Origin of the sequence: Pseudomonas sp. SB113 (genome assembly GCF_040754745.1) — a bacterium.
Lineage (GTDB): Bacteria > Pseudomonadota > Gammaproteobacteria > Pseudomonadales > Pseudomonadaceae > Aquipseudomonas > Aquipseudomonas grimontii.
In genome coordinates this window covers 246,131-261,843 of record NZ_JBFMHW010000001.1, presented here as the reverse complement: position 1 = coordinate 261,843, position 15,713 = coordinate 246,131, and the positions used below count along the sequence as shown (strand labels likewise).

Annotated in this window: 14 protein-coding genes; 1 reads left to right on the top strand and 13 read right to left on the bottom strand. The window is 60.4% G+C overall.

Translation table 11 applies throughout. The annotated features are described in order from the left end of the window. Positions 1-47: 47 nt before the first annotated feature. The 11 genes from AB1462_RS01270 to AB1462_RS01220 all read right to left on the bottom strand — a co-directional run bounded on the left by AB1462_RS01270 (position 48) and on the right by AB1462_RS01220 (position 12,439). Positions 48-386 carry a GlpM family protein gene (locus AB1462_RS01270; protein ID WP_315335530.1) on the bottom strand — a complete coding sequence of 113 codons (339 nt, stop codon included), beginning with the start codon at positions 384-386 and terminating at the stop codon, positions 48-50. After that, the gene (locus AB1462_RS01265) at positions 386-1,723 is read right to left on the bottom strand and encodes a sigma-54-dependent transcriptional regulator (protein ID WP_367246008.1); all 1,338 of its coding nucleotides are present in this window, start codon (positions 1,721-1,723) and stop codon (positions 386-388) included. Before AB1462_RS01265 ends, AB1462_RS01270 begins: the two co-directional genes overlap by 1 nt. Next, a complete protein-coding gene (locus AB1462_RS01260) occupies positions 1,720-3,621 on the bottom strand; it encodes a sensor histidine kinase (RefSeq protein WP_090408824.1) in 1,902 nt (633 codons plus the stop codon). The genes AB1462_RS01265 and AB1462_RS01260 overlap by 4 nt, the downstream gene beginning before the upstream one ends. A 170-nt stretch (positions 3,622-3,791) precedes the next feature. Next, positions 3,792-4,526: an amino acid ABC transporter ATP-binding protein gene (locus AB1462_RS01255; protein ID WP_065926530.1), complete on the bottom strand. Its 735-nt coding sequence runs from the start codon at positions 4,524-4,526 to the stop codon at positions 3,792-3,794. Next, entirely contained in the window at positions 4,523-5,194 is a 672-nt protein-coding gene (locus tag AB1462_RS01250) for an ABC transporter permease subunit (protein ID WP_090408823.1), read from the bottom strand. Before AB1462_RS01250 ends, AB1462_RS01255 begins: the two co-directional genes overlap by 4 nt. Then, a complete protein-coding gene (locus AB1462_RS01245) occupies positions 5,194-5,940 on the bottom strand; it encodes an amino acid ABC transporter permease (protein WP_024073702.1) in 747 nt (248 codons plus the stop codon). The genes AB1462_RS01250 and AB1462_RS01245 overlap by 1 nt, the downstream gene beginning before the upstream one ends. Positions 5,941-6,136: 196 nt before the next feature. Further along, the gene (locus AB1462_RS01240) at positions 6,137-7,063 is read right to left on the bottom strand and encodes a glutamate/aspartate ABC transporter substrate-binding protein (RefSeq protein WP_090408822.1); all 927 of its coding nucleotides are present in this window, start codon (positions 7,061-7,063) and stop codon (positions 6,137-6,139) included. Between the two features lie 314 nt (positions 7,064-7,377). Further along, positions 7,378-8,916 carry a glycerol-3-phosphate dehydrogenase gene (gene glpD, locus AB1462_RS01235; RefSeq protein WP_367246006.1) on the bottom strand — a complete coding sequence of 513 codons (1,539 nt, stop codon included), beginning with the start codon at positions 8,914-8,916 and terminating at the stop codon, positions 7,378-7,380. Positions 8,917-9,150: 234 nt separating this feature from the next. After that, on the bottom strand, positions 9,151-9,906 hold the full coding sequence (locus AB1462_RS01230; RefSeq protein ID WP_027604598.1) for a DeoR/GlpR family transcriptional regulator: 756 nt from the start codon (positions 9,904-9,906) through the stop codon (positions 9,151-9,153). 95 nt (positions 9,907-10,001) lie between these two features. Next, entirely contained in the window at positions 10,002-11,507 is a 1,506-nt protein-coding gene (gene glpK, locus AB1462_RS01225) for a glycerol kinase GlpK (protein WP_090408817.1), read from the bottom strand. Positions 11,508-11,584: 77 nt separating this feature from the next. Next, complete coding sequence (locus AB1462_RS01220; protein WP_027604596.1) at positions 11,585-12,439, bottom strand: MIP/aquaporin family protein; 855 nt, start codon at positions 12,437-12,439, stop codon at positions 11,585-11,587. 326 nt (positions 12,440-12,765) lie between these two features. On the opposite strand from AB1462_RS01220, the gene ybaK reads away from it, so the two are divergent. After that, entirely contained in the window at positions 12,766-13,236 is a 471-nt protein-coding gene (gene ybaK, locus AB1462_RS01215) for a Cys-tRNA(Pro) deacylase (RefSeq protein WP_090408814.1), read from the top strand. 147 nt (positions 13,237-13,383) lie between these two features. Here the strand turns inward: ybaK and AB1462_RS01210 are convergent, their stop codons facing one another. Continuing rightward, positions 13,384-14,493 (bottom strand): ABC transporter ATP-binding protein, encoded by a 1,110-nt coding sequence (locus AB1462_RS01210; RefSeq protein WP_090408811.1) that lies wholly within the window; start codon positions 14,491-14,493, stop codon positions 13,384-13,386. Next, positions 14,490-15,410: an ornithine carbamoyltransferase gene (gene argF, locus AB1462_RS01205; RefSeq protein ID WP_090408807.1), complete on the bottom strand. Its 921-nt coding sequence runs from the start codon at positions 15,408-15,410 to the stop codon at positions 14,490-14,492. Before argF ends, AB1462_RS01210 begins: the two co-directional genes overlap by 4 nt. Positions 15,411-15,713 lie beyond the last annotated feature (303 nt).

Below are 15,713 nucleotides of genomic sequence, written 5' to 3'. Positions count from 1 at the left end.
CCGCTATCGGGGGCAAGCCCCCTCCCACATTTTTTGACCGAGTCGGGTCAGGTATGGATGCGTACCCAGATACTCACCAGGATCGTCGCGGCCATCAGCCACGCTACCGCCGCTACGGCTAAAGAGGCCTCCAGCCGCATCCGATCCACCATCACATACAACGTCGCCAAATACACAAAGTACGGAATGATCGACCACATCCCGAACACGATGGTGGTCTTCAAATCGTCCACCGAACGGCCCTTGCCGACGATGTAGTGGGCGATCAACGCAAAGGTCGGAAACAGCGGCACCAGCCCTGCGATGTAATAGTTTTTGGTCTTGGCCAGCGCCGCCAGGATCAACACCACTGCCGCGCCCAGGGCGGCCTTCAAAAAAAGATCCATCAGTGGCTCAACCCGTATTTCTTGACCTTGTCGAACAGGGTGGTCTTGGCCATGCCCAGTTCCTGGCTGGCCTGGGTCAGGTTGCCGCCGCTGCGTTGCAGGGCATCGCTGAGCAGGTTGCGTTCAAAGGCCTCCACCGCTTCGGTAAACGCCAGGCCTTGGCTGCCGCTGCTGGTACCACTTTTCTTGAAGGCGGGCAGGCCGAGGGCGAAGCGTTCGGCGACGTTGCGCAGTTCGCGTACGTTGCCGGGCCAGTCGTGGCTGATCAGGCTGGACAGGGTCTGGTTGTCCAGTTCCGGCGCGGCGCGGTCAAAACGCAGCGACGACTGCTGCAGGAAGTGTTCGAACAGTTGCAGGATGTCTTCACGGCGTTCGCGCAGGGGCGGCAGTTCCAGGGTCACCACGTTGAGTCGGTAGTACAGGTCGCTGCGAAACTGGCTGGCGCGGCTCAGTTCATCGAGGTCGGACTTGGTGGCGGCGATCACCCGGCAATCCACGGCCACGCTCTGGTTCGAGCCCAGGCGCTCCAGGGTGCGCTCCTGCAACACCCGCAGCAATTTGATCTGCAGGTTGATCGGCATGCTTTCCACTTCATCGAGGAACAGCGTGCCTTCGTGGGCGTGCTCGATCTTGCCGATGCGGCGCTTGCCGGCACCGGTAAAGGCGTTGGCTTCGTGGCCGAAAATCTCGCTTTCGAAGAGGTTCTCGGGCAGGCCGCCGCAGTTGAGGGCGACGAACTGGTGGGAATGCCGGCGGCTGAAATCATGCAGGCAGCGCGCGACCAGTTCCTTGCCGGTGCCGGTCTCGCCTTCGATCAGCACGTTGGCCGAGGTGTCGGCGACGTTGGCGATCAGCTCACGCAGGTTCTGCATGGCCGGCGAGCGACCGATGATGCGGCCTTCCAGCGAATCCCGTTCAGCCAACTGGCGGCGCAGCGACCAGACTTCTCGCGCCAGCCCACGTTGTTCCAGAGCGCGACGGGCAACGTCGACCAGCCGCTCGGGGGAGAAGGGTTTTTCCATGAAGTCGTACGCGCCATTGCGCATGGCGCCGACGGCCATGGATATATCGCCGTGCCCGGTGATCAGCACCACCGGCAGGCTTTTATCCAGGGCCTTGAGACGGGTGAGCAGCTCCAGGCCGTCGATGCCCGGCAGGCGAATATCGCTGATGACAATGCCGGCGAAATTCTCGCCGATGCATTTCAACGCTTCTTCGGCATTGCCCACGCCCACACTGGGTATGTCTTCCAGTGCCAGGGCCTGTTGGCAGCCGAGCAGCACATGGGGGTCGTCTTCGACGATCAGCACGGTGAGGTCTTGAGGATCAATATTCATGTCGACTCAGCTTGTTGAGCGCCCACCAGCGGCAGGCTCAGGACAAAGGCAGTTCCACCGCCGGCCGGGTGCTCCACGGCGAGGGTACCGCCGGTGGCCGCCGCGAGGCTGGCGGACAGGGTCAGGCCCAGGCCAAGGCCTTGCTCGCCGGGTTTGGTGGTGAAGAAGGGCTCGAACAGATGCTTGCGCGCCTCGGCGTCGATGCCGTGGCCGTTGTCGCGCACCAGCAGGCGGTATTTGCCCTCGGTGATGCTGCCTTCCAGCCACAACTCGGGAGCGGGTTGTGCCTGCATGGCGTCGAGGGCGTTGCCGATCAAGTTAACCAGGATCTGTTCCAGGCGCGTCTGGTCGATCTGCAATTGGGCCGGGGCAAAGTCGCGGTGCAGGCTCAGCGGCAGGCTGTCCAGGCGTGGGCCCAATACCTGGAACGCGGCGTCCACGGCCTTGGCCAGGCTGGCTTCGCCCTGGTCATCGCCGCGTCGGGCAAAGGAGCGCAGGCTGGCGGTGATGCGGCCCATGCGGTCGATCAGTTCGTTGATGGTCTTGAGGTTGGCGCTGGCGGTGTCCAGCGCGCCGCGTTCGAGGAAGCGCACGGTGTTGCCGGACAAGGTGCGCAGCGCGGCCAGCGGCTGGTTCAGTTCATGGGCGATGCTGGTGGACATCTGGCCGATGGCCGCCAGCTTGCCGGCCTGCACCAGCTCATCCTGGGCGCGGCGCAGGGTTTCTTCGGCCTGGCGGCGTTCGCGGATCTGGCCCTTGAGCCGTTCGTTGCTGGCGCGCAGGTCAGCGGTACGTTCGGCGATCCGCCGCTCCAGCTGGCTGTTGGCTTCCTGCAAGGCTTCGCGCGCGGCGAGGCGGGTGGCGATGACTTTGCGCCGCTCGTTCCAGGCAATCAGCAGGAATGCCACCAAGCCAAACGCGACAGCCACCAGGATGCCCTGGTTGATCGCCGCGCGGCGCAGGTCGTTGAGCGGGGTGAGCAGGGTGAAATTCCACGGTGTGTCGTTGAGTGGACGGGTTTGCGCCAGGTAGCTGACTTCGTGCTCGTCGTTGACCACTTCAGTGTTGGCCGGGAAGGTCAGCTTTTCGCTGCGTTCATTCAAGCGCTCGCGGGCCAGGGGTTCCAGCTCGTTCAGCGTGGCCCAGTAATATTGCAAGCTGTGGGCCAGGCGATCCTTGGTCTCATCGCTCAGCGGTCGCACCGCCTTGAGGCGACGGGCGGGGTCGCTGGAGAGGATGATGATGCCGTTCTCGTCGCTCACAAAGGCTTCGAGACGCGCGCGTTGCCAGCGTTCTTCCAAGGCTTCCAGGCGCACTTTGACCACCGCCACACCGATGATCTTGCCGTGTTCTTCCAGGCCGTGGGCCAGGTAGTAACCGGGTTCGCCGTTGGTGCTGCCGATGCCGTAGAAACGCCCGGGCTGGCCGCGCACGGCATTCTGGAAATAGGCGCGAAAGGACAGGTCTTCACCCTGGTAACTGTCGGCATCGCGCCAGTTACTGGTGGCCAGCACGCGGCCGGTGGTGTCCATCACGTAGATGGCCCGACTGCGACTGCGTCGGTTCAGGCCTTCGAGGTAGTCGTTGACCGCTTTGCGGGTTTCCTGATTGGGCTCGGCCAGCAGTTTGGAGACGCTGGATTCCAGCTCCAGCAGGCTGGGCAGGTAGGTGTATTTGCTGAGTTCACTTTCGACGGTTCGGGCGTGCAGCTCCAGCTGGCGTTCGCCGGTATCGCTGAGGGTGCGGATGCCATAGTACTCACTGATCCAGAAGCCGATATAACCCAGGCCGATCATCAGCGCGATGATCAACGGCGGCAGGAACAGCTGGCGAATCAGACGAGGCTTCACGGCAAGTGATGGCGGTGCGGCGCGATAAAGGTTGGGGTCGCATTTCATCACAGATGCCTTGGGTCAACCAGAGCTGCCAGCCTGCTCGGTCCGGTGTGGGAGGGGGCTTGCCCCCGATTGCAGTGTGTCAGTCGGTATATCTATCGCTGATCCACCGCTATCGGGGGCAAGCCCCCTCCCACATTTGCCCGGTTTCTACAGTGGAAGCCAGGTGGTGCTTAGTGCTGCAGGATTTTCTCAAGGAAGTGCTGCGCGCGCTCGGAGCGGGCGCTGATGTCGCCGAAGAACTCTTCTTTCGGGCAGTCTTCGATGATCTTGCCGGCGTCCATGAAGATCACGCGGTCGGCCACTTTGCGGGCAAAGCCCATTTCGTGGGTTACGCACATCATGGTCATGCCTTCCTGGGCCAACTGCACCATTACGTCCAGTACTTCGTTGACCATTTCCGGGTCGAGCGCCGAGGTCGGTTCGTCGAACAGCATGACGATCGGGTCCATGGCCAGGGCGCGGGCAATCGCCACACGTTGCTGTTGGCCACCGGAGAGTTGGCCAGGGTGCTTGTGGGCGTGCGCCGACAGGCCCACGCGCTCAAGCAGTTGCAGGCCTTTCTTGGTGGCCTCTTCCTTGCTGCGGCCGAGCACCTTGATCTGTGCGATGGTCAGGTTTTCGGTGATGGTCAGGTGCGGGAACAGTTCGAAGTGCTGGAACACCATGCCCACGCGCGAACGCAGTTTCGGCAGGTTGGTCTTCGGGTCGGCGATGGACGTGCCGTCGACGATCACGTCGCCTTTCTGGAACGGTTCCAGCGCGTTGACGCACTTGATCAGGGTGGATTTGCCCGAGCCCGATGGCCCGCACACCACGATCACTTCGCCTTTTTTAACCTCGGTGCTGCAATCGGTCAGCACCTGGAAGTCGCCATACCACTTGTTGATATTCTTGATAGAGATCATACGGCAAACCTTTTTTGCAGACGCTTGACCAGCAGCGAGGCGGAAAAGCTGATGATGAAGTAGACGACACCGGCGAAGATCAGGAACTCATTGGAGCGCCCGATGATGTCGCCGTTGGAACGGGCGGAGTTGAGGAAATCCACCAGGCCCACGGTGTAGACCAGCGAGGTGTCCTGGAACAGGATGATCGACTGTTGCAGCAGCAACGGGGTCATCTTGCGGAACGCCTGGGGCAGGATGATCAGGCGCATGGTCTGGCCATAGGTCATGCCCATCGCTTGTGCGGCGGCCATCTGGCCCTTGGGGATCGACTGCACGCCGGCCCGCACGATTTCGCAGAAGTACGCGGCTTCGAACATCATGAAGGCCACGACGCAGGAGGTGAATGCACCGATCGGCGTGTCTTCGCCGGTGATCCAACGCAACACGAACGGCACCGCCAGGTAGAACCAGGTGATCACCAGCAGCAGTGGGATCGAGCGGAAGTAGTTCACATAGGCGCCGGCCAGGCGCGACAGCAGTTTGTTTGACGACAGGCGCATCAGCGCCAGGATCGTACCCAGCGCGATACCGCCGATCACGCCCATGACCATCAGCTTCAAGGTCATGACCATGCCGTTCCACAGGCCTGGGATGGCGGGGATGATGCCGCTGAAATCGAATTCCATTATTTACCCCCCACGGAGATCAGGCCGGGCACGGCGACTTTCTTCTCGACCACGCGCATCAGCAGCATCAGGCTCATGTTCAGGGTGAAGTAGATCAGCGTGGCCAGGGTGAAGGCTTCAAACAGGTTGGCCGAGAACTCGGCGGTCTGTTTGGTTTGCGCCAGCAGTTCCATCAGGCCGATCAAGGACGCCACGGAGGAGTTCTTGAAGACGTTGAGGAATTCCGAGGTAAGCGGTGGAATGATGATGCGGTAGGCCTGGGGCAGCAGCACGTTCCAGTAGATCTGCGGCAGCTTGAAGCCCATGGCGCGTGCGGCGGCCTCTTGACCACGTGGCAGCGCCTGGATGCCGGTGCGCACTTGCTCGCACACACGGGCGGCGGTGAACAGGCCCAGGCACACGACAACGCTCAGGTAGGCCGAGGTGGTCGGGTTCAGGTCTTGCTTGTACCAGTCCTGCAGGTTCTGTGGCAGCAGGTCGGGTATCAGGAAGTACCAGATGAACAGCTGCACCAGCAGCGGCACGTTACGAAACAGTTCCACGTAGCAGGTCGCGATGCCTGATACGAGGCGGTTTGGCACAGTGCGCATGACCCCCAGAATGGAGCCCAGCAGCAAGGCGATAATCCATGCCACGACAGCGATGGCGATGGTCCAGCCCAGGCCGGCGATGTACCAGTCGAGATAAGTCTCGCTGCCCACGCCGGTGGACTTGAAGAACACGCCCCAGTCCCAGTTGTAATTCATTAGGGTCTCCCCTCGAGATCGATCGATGTACAAGCACCCGCTTGGGGAAAGTCCATTCCCGCCTGACGATGAACGCCAGGCACACGCGATCGGCTCGAAAACCGCCAGGTCGAGTGTTCCAAAATATATAGCCAGCAGGTAGTAACAGACGCCTGAGAGAGGGTTGGCTCTCTCAGGAGATAAGGTTAGTCAGGAATCAGATTTTTACGTCAGGCGCCGGCTTGTCAGTCGGGTTCTTGATCAGTTCCTTAACCTTGTCGCTCATTGGGAAGTTCAGGTTCAGGTTTTTTGGTGGGATCGGGCTTTCGAACCACTTGGCGTAGATCTTGTTTATTTCGCCGGATTTATACAGGCCAGCGATGGCGTCATCTACCGCTTTCTTGAAGGCGGGGTCTTCTTTGCGAACCATGCACGCGTAGGCTTCGAAGGACTGTGGAGTACCGGTGATGACCCAGTCGTCCGGCTTCTTGGCCTTGGCTTCTTCGCCGGCCAACAGGGCGTCGTCCATCATGAAGGCTACGGCACGGCCGCTTTCCAGCATCTGGAAGGACTCGCCGTGGTCTTTGGCGGAGATGACGTTCATGCCCATCTGCTTGTCAGCGTTCATCGCCTTGATGATGCGCTCGGATGTGGTGCCGGCGGTGGTGACGACGTTCTTGCCTTTCAGGTCGGCGAAGTCGGCGTAGCTAGGCTTGCCTTCCTTGTCTTTCTTGACCAGCAGGCGAGTGCCGATTTCGAAGATGTTGGTGGTGAAGGCGACTTGCTGGGCGCGTTCGGCGTTGTTGGTGGTGGAACCGCACTCGATGTCGACGGTGCCGTTCTGGACCAGCGGAATACGGGTCTGCGAGGTGACGAGGTTGTACTTGGCCTGCAGATCGGGTTTGTTCAGGTCTTTTTTCAGGGCTTCAACGATGGCCAGCTGAATGTCGTGGGAGTAGCCCACCGGTTTGCCCGAGCCATCCGCAATGTAGGAAAACGGAATGGAACTGTCGCGGTGCCCGAGGGTGATGGTGCCGGAGTCGTTGATTTTCTTCAGTGTGCCGGTGAGTTCGGCGGCAAAAACTGGAGTGCTGATCAGAGCAGCAGCGATAGCTGCGCCCAGGATATGGGGAACGATGCGCATCAATACTTCCTCGACATTTGTTTTTTTTATGAAGCCGGCTAGGCGGCTCTCTTGTGCAGCGAATGCCCGTGACGGCTCCTGAGGCGTCTCAGGCAATCGTCTAGGAGTGTAGAGCATGAGTCGTGCCAGACCAGAAGTAAAAGGTTAACAATTTGATTTATATAAAGATTAATTCTGTGTGGCGGTAAATATGTATCTGTTTGATCCGGCAAACCGAATAGGATTGGCTTTGCTGTTCGGAAAACCGAATGCCAACGCCGGTATAAAAAAGCCCCTGGGCCTTACGGCGCAGGGGCTTTTGTACGACGGGCCTGTCAGGCCGCTTCGATCTTGCTGCGGCTCTGCTCAACCTTGGACAGGTAGCGTTGCACGTTGTCCTGTTCCTGCGGGGTGGTGAACAGGCCGAGTTTGGTCCGGCGCCACAGCACGTCCTGGGGCTGGCTTGCCCATTCTTCAGTACACAGGTAATCGACCTCGCGGGTGTACAGGCCGCCACCCAGGTGTTCGCCCAGGTCAGCCAGCGATTGCACGCCTTCCAGCAGGCGCCAGGTGCGGCTGCCATAGGTGGTGGACCAGCGGCGTGCAATCTCGCTCGGCAACCAGGCGAATTTGCTGCGAATGGCCTCGGCCAGGGCTTCTGGCGTGGTCATGTCCTCGCCGCCGGGCAGGCTGGCGGTGGCGGTCCAGCTGGGACGCATCTGCGTGAAGTACGGGGCCAGTTGCGCCATCGCCGATTCTGCAAGCTTGCGATAGGTGGTCAGCTTACCGCCGAACACCGACAGGATCGGCGCCTCGCCTGCGCCACCGGACAGCGACAGGGTGTAGTCGCGGGTAATGGCCGACGGGTTATCCGACTCGTCGTTGCACAGCGGGCGCACACCCGAGTAGGTGTGGACGATGTCGTCGCGGCTCAGCTGTTTCTTGAAGTGCGCATTGACCACCTTGAGCATGTAGTCGGTTTCACCTTCGGTGATCGCCACTTTCGCCGGGTCGCCGGTGTATTCGCGGTCGGTGGTGCCGATGATGGTCAGGTGGTTCAGGTACGGAATGGTGAAGACGATACGCTGGTCTTCGTTCTGCAGAATGTGCGCGTGCGCGCCTTCATACAGTTTCGGCACGATCAGGTGGCTGCCCTGGATCAGGCGGATGCCGTACGGCGAGTCCAGCTTCAGGTCGTCCTTGATGAACTTGGCGACCCATGGGCCGGCGGCGTTCACCAGCGCGCGGGCGCGGATCGAGAACAGGCTGCCATCGGCGCGTTCCATGTTCATGTCCCACATGCCGTTGCTGCGATGGGCGCTGATGCAACGGGTCTGGGTGTGGATGTGGGCACCCTTTTCACGGGCAGCCATGGCGTTGAGTACTACCAGGCGTGCGTCATCGACCCAGCAGTCGGAGTATTCGAAGCCTTTGGTTATTTCGCTTTTCAGCGGGCTGTCGGGGCCGAACTTGAGGCTCTTGGAACCGGCGAGTTTCTCGCGTTTGCCCAGGTGGTCATACAGGAACAGACCGGCACGGATCATCCATGCCGGGCGCAGGTGCGGGCGGTGTGGCAGGACGAAGCGCATCTGCTTGACGATGTGCGGGGCCTTGGCCAGCAGCACTTCGCGTTCGGCCAGGGCTTCGCGTACCAGGCGGAATTCGTAATGTTCGAGGTAGCGCAGGCCACCGTGGATCAGCTTGCTGCTGGCGGAGGAGGTGTGGCTGGCCAGGTCGTCCTTTTCGCAAAGGAATACCGACAGACCGCGACCGGCTGCGTCTGCTGCAATGCCGACGCCATTGATCCCGCCACCGATTACGGCAACGTCATAGACTTCGGCAAGCGGTGGAGCAGGCAAGGTAGAAGGGTTCATCGGCTGGCCTCGCGATCTTTTTCGTATTGGAATTCGAACATTAATGTTCATTTTCGAAAATGGTAGCTGATAAACGCGGGCACAGCCAGCCAACTTCGATTGAAAAAACTCATCGAAGGGCTAGGAAAGGAAGAATTGTGAACATAAGCCTGGGCAAGGCTCGAGAAAAAGGCGCTGGATAAATCGCCATCGGGGGTAAGTCGAATCGTCGCCCCCGATGCGTCAGTGCAGACGCTATACGACTTCCAGACGAACCTTGTGCTGATTCAACAACTGCACCAAGGCGGGCACCGGCTCCTGATCCGTCACCAGACAGTCCACCAGGCTGATCGGCCCCAGTCGAATCATCGCATTGCGCCCGAACTTGCTGGAGTCCGCCGCCAGGATCACTTGGCGCGCATTGGCGATGATCGCCTGCGAAACCCGGACTTCCTGGTAGTCGAAGTCCAGCAGGCTGCCGTCCTCGTCGATGCCACTGATGCCCACCAACGCGAAGTCGACCTTGAACTGGTTGATGAAGTCGACACTGGCCTGACCCACCACGCCGCCGTCACGGCGCACATTGCCGCCGGTCAGCAACACATCGAAGTCGTCCTTGGCACTGAGCATGGTGGCGACGTTGAGGTTGTTGGTGATGATTTTCAGGTGGTTGTGGTTGAGCAGCGCACGGGCGATGGATTCGGTGGTGGTGCCGATATTGATGAACAACGAGGCGTGATCGGGAATTTGTGCCGCGATGGCTTCGCCGATGCGTTGTTTCTCATCGCGCATCTGGTCGGCACGCATGGCGTACGCGGTGTTCTCGACACTCGAGTCATAGGCCGCGCCGCCGTGGTAGCGGCGCAGCAGATTGGCATCCGCCAGCTGGTTGATGTCGCGGCGGATGGTTTGCGGGGTGACAACGAATAGCTGCGCCATTTCCTCGATACTGACGTAGCCGCGTTCGCGGACCAGTTCGAGGATTTGTTGCTGGCGGGGAGGCAGATTCATGGGGCGTCCTTTGGGCTGCCATACAAAAGTGGCCCATGATGACGCAGGAATCTGCTCCCTGCCAGTTACAACCCAATATGGGGCCGGCGCGTGGCTTATTCGGCGCCTTCGTGCGGTTCCCAGTCACGGGTGCGGCTCACCGCTTTTTGCCAGCCGGCGTAGAGTTTCTCTTTGGCGGTTTCTTCCAGTTGAGGTTCGAATTCGCGCTCGATCACGGCCTTGCCGCGCAGTTCGTCCAGGCTGCCCCAGAAGCCACAGGCCAGGCCCGCCAGGTAGGCGGCGCCGAGTGCCGTGGTTTCACGCATTTGCGGACGTTCGACCTGGGTACCGAGGATGTCGGCCTGGAATTGCATCAGGAAGTTGTTGGCCACCGCGCCGCCGTCCACGCGCAGGGCCTTGAGGCGTTCGCCCGAGTCCTGTTGCATGGCGTCGAGTACGTCGCGAGTCTGGTAGGCAATCGACTCCAGGGCGGCACGAATAATGTGATCCACGCGTACGCCACGAGTCAGGCCGAACAGTGCCCCACGGGCATACGGGTCCCAGTATGGGGCGCCCAGGCCCGTGAAGGCCGGGACCAGGTACACGCCGTTGCTGTCCTTGACCTTGCCGGCGAAGTATTCGGTGTCGGTGGCATCGGCGATGATTTTCAGCTCGTCACGCAGCCATTGCACGGTGGAACCACCGTTGAACACCGCGCCTTCCAGCGCATAGGCCACTTCGCCACGCGGGCCACAGGCGATGGTGGTGAGCATGCCGTGCTTGGATTTCACCGCTTTATCACCGGTGTTCATCAGCAGGAAGCAGCCGGTGCCGTAGGTGTTCTTGGCCTGGCCGGCCTCCACACACATCTGGCCGAACAACGCTGCCTGTTGGTCACCGGCGATACCGCCGATGGCGATGCCACTTTTGGTGCGGCCGTAGATCTCCGAGGACGACTTCACTTCCGGCAGCATTTCCCGCGGAACGTCGAGGATCTCCAGCATCTTCGCATCCCACTCCAGGGTGTGGATGTTGAAGAGCATGGTGCGCGAGGCGTTGGTGTAGTCGGTGACGTGGGTCTTGCCGCCGGTAAATTTCCAGATCAGCCAGCTGTCGACGGTGCCGAACAGCAGTTCGCCGTTGCGCGCGCGCTCGCGGCTGCCTTCGACGTTATCGAGGATCCACTTGAGCTTGGTGCCGGAAAAGTACGGGTCGGTGACCAGACCGGTGGTGTCGTTGATGTATTGCTCGTGGCCGTCGCGCTTGAGCTGCTGGCAGATCTCGGTGCTGCGGCGGCACTGCCAGACGATCGCGTTGTAGATCGGGCGGCCGGTGACCTTGTCCCATACCACGGTGGTTTCACGCTGGTTGGTGATACCGATGGCGGCGACTTGGTCATGGTGCAGGCCGGCTTGTGCCAGGGCTTCGACCATCACCGCGCTCTGGGTAGCGAAGATTTCCATCGGGTCATGTTCAACCCAACCAGGCTGTGGGTAGTGCTGAGTGAATTCACGCTGGGCGGTGCAGACCACGTTGGCGTCACGATCGAAGATGATCGCCCGGGAACTGGTGGTGCCCTGGTCAAGGGCAATGATGTAGTTCTTATTCTGAAGGTCGGTCATATTGATTGCCTTGCACGGAAATAAGGAAGTCAGAAATCAGCCTGGGCCGCGAAGGGCAGAGGGCCAGGCTGGCGCTTTCAGGAAATACGAGTCTTGCCGTTGACAGCCGTGTCAGTTGTTTCAGCTATAGCAGGTGCGGCGCTCGGCAAGTGGCGGGCGATCAGCCCGCGATAGGCCGCAGCACCGAGGCATGCGCCAACAATCGGCGCGAAAATCGGAACCAGGAAGTAAGGAATATCGCGGCCGCCAGTAAAGGCCATTTCACCCCAGCCAGCAAAAAAGGTCATCAGCTTGGGCCCGAAATCCCGTGCCGGGTTCATCGCAAAACCGGTCAATGGGCCCATGGCACTGCCAATCACCGCAATCAGCAGGCCGATCAACAGGGGCGCCAGTGGGCCGCGCGGCAGGCCGTTGTTGTCATCGGTGAGGGCCATGATCACGCCCATGAGGATCGCGGTAATGACCATTTCCACCAGGAAGGCCTGTGCAGTGCTCAGCAATGCATGGGGGTAGGTGGAGAACACCGAGGCCAATTCCAGGCTGGCCTGGGTGCCGCGCACCAGATGGTGGGTTTGTTCGTAATCGAAAAAGAGATTGCTGTAGAGCGTGTACACCAGTGCCGCCGAGCAGAAGGCTCCGGCAATTTGGGCCAGGATGTAGAACGGCAGTTTGCGCTTGTCGAAATCGGCAAAAATACACAGCGCGATACTGACCGCCGGGTTGAGGTGAGCCCCGGAAATACCGGCGCTGAGGTAGATCGCCATGCTGACGCCTATCCCCCAGATGATGCTGATTTCCCATAACCCAAAGCTGGCACCCGCGACCTTGAGCGCAGCGACACATCCTGTACCGAAGAAGATCAGAAGCGCAGTCCCCAGGAACTCGGCCATGCATTGGCTCGAAAGTGAAGGCTGTTGAAGAGCAGTTGTCATGGAAAACCTCGATTGTTGTTCTTGTCTGGCGCACTGCCTCAACGGGCGGTTGCGCGATTTTCACCGTGACGAGGATCCCCATCCAAGGCACGGCTTACTGCTGGAACCCTGCAGGTGTATTCCTACAGTATTCGGAAACGAAAAAATATAGACAAGAATGACGGCTGTCAAAGGTCGAAAGTGAACTATCGGTCACTTTCGAACTATTGGTTTGATGAATGATCATGCTTCCTCCCTTAAGTATTGTTGGCGGGGAGGGCGGACTAGAGCGTTTTGTGCGGGCTTGGCCTAGAATTGGCCATCTGTTTGCCACGCCCGGAGAGGTCATGACCCCCGCATTGGATTTGTTGAAAAAAGTTCGCGCCGAACATCGCATCCACAGTTATGAACACGACCCCAAGGCGGCCTCGTATGGCCTGGAGGCCGCAGAAAAATTGGGCCTCGACCCGGCGCAGGTGTTCAAGACCTTGCTGGCCAGCAGCGAAAAAGGCGAATTATTGGTGGCTGTGGTGCCGGTCGTCGGAAGTCTGGACCTCAAGGCCCTGGCTCACGCGGCCGGGGTGAAAAAAGTCGAAATGGCTGATCCGGCGGCGGCGCAACGTTCCACCGGTTACCTGCTGGGAGGTATCAGCCCATTGGGGCAGAAGAAGCGTTTGCGCACATTTATCGACGTGACGGCGCAGCCGTTTGCGACAATTTTTGTGAGTGCGGGGAGACGGGGGCTGGAAGTGGAGTTGTCCGCCGCGGTGTTGGCGGAACATACCCAGGCCCAATTCGCAGAAATTGGCCGGGTGTAATCCCGGTATGCTGGAGAATCAATGTGGGAGGGGGCTTGCCCCCGATAGCGGTGGGTCAGGTATGGACCGATAGCGGTGGGTCAGGTATGGATAAGCTGGCTGACCCACCGCTATCGGGGGCAAGCCCCCTCCCACACGTTGATCAACTCAGCCAGCCGGGCTGTAGCGCCGTACGCCGGACTCGGATCGAGGCACCTGCGCCGCGACGCTGCCTGACGCCTGGAACAGCACTAAATGCTCAGCGGCTACGCGAATGCCCACCTCGGCGCCCACCTGATGGTCGGCATGGCTCGGGAAAATCGATTCCAGCTGCGCGCCGGTCGGCAGTTGCAGGCGGTACAGGGTCGATGCACCGAGGAAGGTCTTGCCAACGATCCGCGCTTTCAAGGGGCTGTCCGGCGCATAGACGATGTCGTCCGGGCGTAGCAAGACGTCCACCGCACCACCCGTAGGCCAGGTGTAGGCGCGGTTGCCGCGCAAGTCACCCAGTTCAGTGTGGACGGACTCGGGCGAACTCAACTGACCACGAATGAAATAACCCTGGCCGATAAAGCTGGCGACATAAGGCGTCAGCGGTTCGTGATAGAGGTTGTAGGGCGTATCCCACTGCTCCAGGCGGCCTTCCTTGAACACCCCGACGTGATCACTCACGGCGAACGCCTCTTCCTGGTCATGGGTGACCAAAATCGCACTGGTGCCCCGTGCCTTGAGGATGTCGCGCACCTCGTGGCTGAGCTTGCGCCGCAGTTCGCCGTCGAGGTTGGAGAACGGTTCGTCCAGCAGCAACAGTTGTGGCTCCGGCGCCAGGGCGCGGGCGAGGGCGACGCGTTGCTGCTGGCCGCCCGACAGTTCGTGAGGGAAACGCTTGCCCAGGCCCTTGAGGTTGACCAGTTCCAGCAGTTCGGCGACCACACGGTCTTTTTGCGCGTGCTTACGAATGCCGAAGGCAATGTTGTCGGCCACGCTGAGATGGGGAAACAGCGCGTAGTCCTGGAACACCATGCCGATGCGACGTTTCTCCGGCGCCAGGGTGAAGCCGGCGCTGGAGATGACTTCGCCCGCGAGGCTGATTTCGCCTTCGTGCACCGGCTCAAAACCGGCAATCGCGCGCAAGGTCGTGGTTTTGCCACAGCCCGAAGAGCCCAGCAGGCAACCGATATCGCCCGCGTTGAGGTGCAGATTGAGGTTCTGCACCACCCGTTGATCCTGGTAGCCGCATGCCAGATTTCGCAAGTTCAGCAGTAATGGCTGGCTCATGCGTGGTGGTACGCCGGTTCGACGAGAAACTCGAGCAGGGCCTTTTGTGCGTGCAGGCGGTTTTCGGCTTGGTCCCAGGCCACGGAGCGTGGGTCGTCGAGCAGGTCGAGGCTGATTTCTTCGCCACGGTGGGCCGGCAGACAGTGCATGAACAGCACGTCCGGCGCGGCCAGGTCGAGCAGGGCACGGGTCACCTGGAAAGGTGCAAACAGGGCCAGGCGCTTGGCGGTTTCGTCTTCCTGGCCCATGGAGGTCCAGACGTCAGTGCTGACCAGGTGAGCGCCGATCACTGCATCCTTTGGATCGCGCAGGATTTGCACACGGCCATCGGCCTTGGCCAGGAACTCGGCGGCCGGCTCGAAGCCTTCCGGGCAGGCAATGCGCAGGTGGAAGTCGAACTGAATCGCCGCTTCTATATAGCTGTTGCACATGTTGTTGCCGTCACCGATCCAGGCCACGGTCTTGCCCTGGATCGAGCCACGGTGCTCAAGGAAGGTCTGCATGTCGGCCAGCAACTGGCACGGGTGCAGGTCATCGGACAGGCCGTTGATCACCGGCACGCGCGAGTTGGCGGCGAATTCGGTCAGGGTGCTGTGGGCAAAGGTGCGGATCATCACCGCATCGAGCATGCGCGACATGACGATCGCGCAATCGCTGATCGGCTCGCCACGACCCAGCTGGGTGTCTCGCGGCGACAGGAAGATGGCCTGGCCTCCCAGCTGGATCATGCCGGCTTCGAAGGACAGGCGAGTGCGGGTCGACGACTTCTCGAAAATCATCCCAAGCACGCGGTTTTTCAAAGGCTCGAACAGTACGCCGCGGTTACGCAGGTCTTTAAGCTCAATGCCTCGACGGATCACGCTGACCAGCTCTTCGGGCGTGCAATCCATCAGGGAGAGAAAGTGCCTTGCGCTCATCATTAACTACCTTTTTGCAACAGACCGCAGATACTCAAAGCCTTGTTTATTGTGACAACGGGCGAGACCTGCGGCGAAAGCCGCACGGGGCGACGAAATAGGGGAAGGCGCGATCTTATAATTAAATGTCGCGTCTTACCAATAGGGCTACGGTTTTTACGGGTGTTCAGACGGGCGCGCTAGCGCTTTTGAAGACGATTTCCAGACAGCAGCGGGCCATTTGTACACCGACGCCGCAACCTTTTGCAATGCGCGGGGGCGGGCTTGGGCCAGGCTACGTCGGTTTCAGAGGTTGATTACAGG